Source organism: Enterobacter cloacae complex sp. 6730903 (assembly GCF_048283985.1).
Lineage (GTDB): Bacteria > Pseudomonadota > Gammaproteobacteria > Enterobacterales > Enterobacteriaceae > Enterobacter > Enterobacter hormaechei_C.
Genome location: NZ_JBLVXX010000109.1, coordinates 1 through 3,007 on the forward strand (window position 1 = coordinate 1; position 3,007 = coordinate 3,007).

Consider the following 3,007-nt stretch of genomic DNA (forward strand, 5'->3'; position numbering starts at 1 on the left):
GATTTCTCCCTTTGGGAGAAATCCCTCTATTAAGAGGGTATTTAAATGAATGCGATACAAAAGTTAGTTGAATCTATTCTTGTTAAAATGGGTTTTGTTGGCGCTGTAGTGGAAAATATATATTTGGATTCAAAACCATTTCGGCATATTCGATTTGTGGCTGATATTCCAGTAATATCTTTTCTACCTCATTTGGTGAAATATCTTAAGGGCGCAGACCATCTTTACTGTGGTAACGATGATTTGCATCCTCTTTTCATTTATTTTTCCGAAGCGGCTACATTAAAAGCAGGCCCTGTAAATCTCGCGAACTTTCGTTTTGAAGTTTCTATAGCTTCAACTCATTTACGACTGGTCTCAGAGCAGCCTGATTTGCTTATCAAAGGATTTAACCGGGATAATCTAGAATACGTTTATTACCGCTCAGATTTGGCCTCTAAGGATCTTATACTAGGCCTTGTTGAACACGGTTCTCCTTTCATAAAACATCTACATGGACTTATACAAAAGCGAATTTTAAACGAGTTCTCTCTGATTTTTTCTGTTCTTGAAAAGATTTTAGAAAGCGCGAAGCCACAAATTCTTGCTTGCTTCCATAGTGTTGATTATGAAATGAACGTAAAAATAATAGCCGAAGCTATACCTGAAACTGTATCTAATCAGATAGTCACATCTGATTATATAGTTAATTCTATATCAGATGCGGACAAGTTTATAAATCATGTTCGTCGCTATTTAGCAGGCAGGGTAATGAAGAGGCGGATATACGCTGAATTAGATGTTTGTGAAGAAACATCAAATATTTCACTAGTGAACTTAGGATGCTTTACGTCTCCTCTGCTCGTTACGGAATATCAAATGTTTAAGCCACACTCTTCAGGGTTATATCGAAAAGCTATAAACAACTCCTTAAAACAGTTCAAACCAGAAATGCATGTACCTTCTGAAGAACTCTTTTATAATTAATCTAACCCATCCGGGAACTTGCTTCCCGGTGGGAAGCACTTCCTTTTTAGTCATGAGGTAGTGTAAATGTTTAAAGAATCTGACCACGTGGAATTTGTTAGTGCCTTTCTTTATCAAAATTTAGGCCTTAATGTTCCCGCTGACGATATAACCGTTCAATTATCTGATACTTCGTTCGACAAAGTAACCTTTGATTACGATGTAGATATCGATAATTTAAATTGTATGTTGGATCTCTACATATCTGAACTAATAAAGCACAACGCATCTTACTCCGATTCTATTCTTTTGAAACAAAAAATAATTTATTTTCTTGGAGTATTTAAGAATTTCGGATTTTTTACGTTTGATATTCGCGGATATAGTAATACTTTAAGCCCAGTTAAAGTTATTGATATTGTTTCAATGATTATTAATGACTGTGAAGAGTTATCTAAAGCTAATTCTTCTACTGATGCTATAAGAAATCTTTATCTCGATAAAATGAAGGTGGATGGGAAAGTGTTAGTTGCGAAATTTGCACTTAAACAGTTTTTTCATTCCGACTTTGGTGACTTTATCTCATTTGTCGAGAAAAGAATTACAGATTGTCTTAATGAAACTTTAAGGATTATCAAAGCTGTTGAACATGGCTTTGTACGTGTTGGGCAGCATAAGATTAATCGCCGTATTAATGATGACTTAAAGTTATGCATTGATTTCAATACTGATGATTATCCGGCAAATATGCCAGATATATATATTAAGTTTAACGATACATTTGATGGGAACGGGGCGTTATATTGTGACAATGATGCCCTCATATCCCTCTATACCGATGTTGCTTCAATTATCAATGTGCCGGTGATGATGGAAGTAAGATTGATCAATAAAAGAGGGCGTGTTGTCTGTGATTCTTCGCATTCAACTTACGTATCTCTCGAAAGTAATGACCGATACAGAGTAACTGATCGCACATTACTAATAACTGAAGCTTTTGACGATTTTCGTAACGCGTCTCAATGATCCTTTTGCTTCAGTCCAAAAAAGTAACTTTGGTTGGCTGAAGACACTTGTCTATGACAATGTAAAATCTGTCGCTGGCATCTTCTTTTAGCTTAACCAAACTTTTATCTAACCCAGTGGGGAAGTCGCTTCCCTTCTGGGGCACTTCCTCTCAAATTTGAGGTAGTGTATATGACACATTCATCTGATGATAAAAACTATGTCCGAGCAGTTCTGAGCTATCTTGGCATAGATTTTGATGAGGCGGATATAGTATTAAGTGTTTGCCATTGTCAAAGTGACGAGCTTTCTTTTACCTGTAATATCAAAGCTATTGAACTCAAGAATGCTGTTGATTTATATGTCGATAGTATCTCTGAGAATGAAATAGAAGCTTTAAACAGAGAATCTTTAAAATCTCGACTCTGTTACTTTCTTGAGGTGTTTGACGCAGTCTCTGGTCAGTACCTTGAGATTTCAGGAAAACACTTTGCAACTAGCCGTTTTGAATATGATGATGTTTGTAGTGAAGTTCTTAGCATGTCTAATGATGTTTCTCAGTCGAAAGGTTATGACCGGGATGAATATAACAGACTGATGCAGGTTGATGGTCAGGTTATGATTGCCCGTTTTGCTTTGCAACAGTTCTGGGATACTCATTTTATTGGACTAATAACATTTGTATCTGAGTCTATAACATCGAGCCTCTATAAAGCTTATGAAACTTTTAGTGATATAAGTTTGGCTTGCTATAAACTGAGTGAATATTCTTATTCACGCTCTATCAACAGTGAATTGACCCTTAATATTTCACTTAAAGAAAATGACTTCTGTGAGGACCTATCTGATTGCTATATGGAAGATGAGGCTTTACCTTCTGGTAGGGTAATTTCTCGACGCAACAATGACTCCATAATAAGTATTTATGAGAGCTATGCTGCGGCTTCTTATATTCCGATTGACCTGCCCCCACGATTAGATACAACGCTCAGTTAGTAACGTCGGAATCTTCATTCTCAGAATGACCCTTTCTCCAGCCCGCTGCAAATTCAGACGG

At 36.5% G+C, this 3,007-nt stretch carries 3 protein-coding genes; all 3 read left to right on the forward strand.

The window, feature by feature from the left end; all coding sequences use genetic code 11:
* The first annotated feature begins 45 nt into the window (after positions 1 to 45).
* The 3 genes from ACNQ0W_RS24925 to ACNQ0W_RS24935 all read left to right on the forward strand — a co-directional run bounded on the left by ACNQ0W_RS24925 (position 46) and on the right by ACNQ0W_RS24935 (position 2,946).
* On the forward strand, positions 46 to 966 hold the full coding sequence (locus ACNQ0W_RS24925) for a hypothetical protein (RefSeq protein ID WP_000991697.1): 921 nt from the start codon (positions 46 to 48) through the stop codon (positions 964 to 966).
* Positions 967 to 1,032: 66 nt separating this feature from the next.
* On the forward strand, positions 1,033 to 1,971 hold the full coding sequence (locus tag ACNQ0W_RS24930) for a hypothetical protein (RefSeq protein WP_000472041.1): 939 nt from the start codon (positions 1,033 to 1,035) through the stop codon (positions 1,969 to 1,971).
* Positions 1,972 to 2,142: 171 nt separating this feature from the next.
* On the forward strand, positions 2,143 to 2,946 hold the full coding sequence (locus ACNQ0W_RS24935) for a hypothetical protein (protein ID WP_417933286.1): 804 nt from the start codon (positions 2,143 to 2,145) through the stop codon (positions 2,944 to 2,946).
* The last annotated feature ends 61 nt before the right edge of the window (positions 2,947 to 3,007 follow it).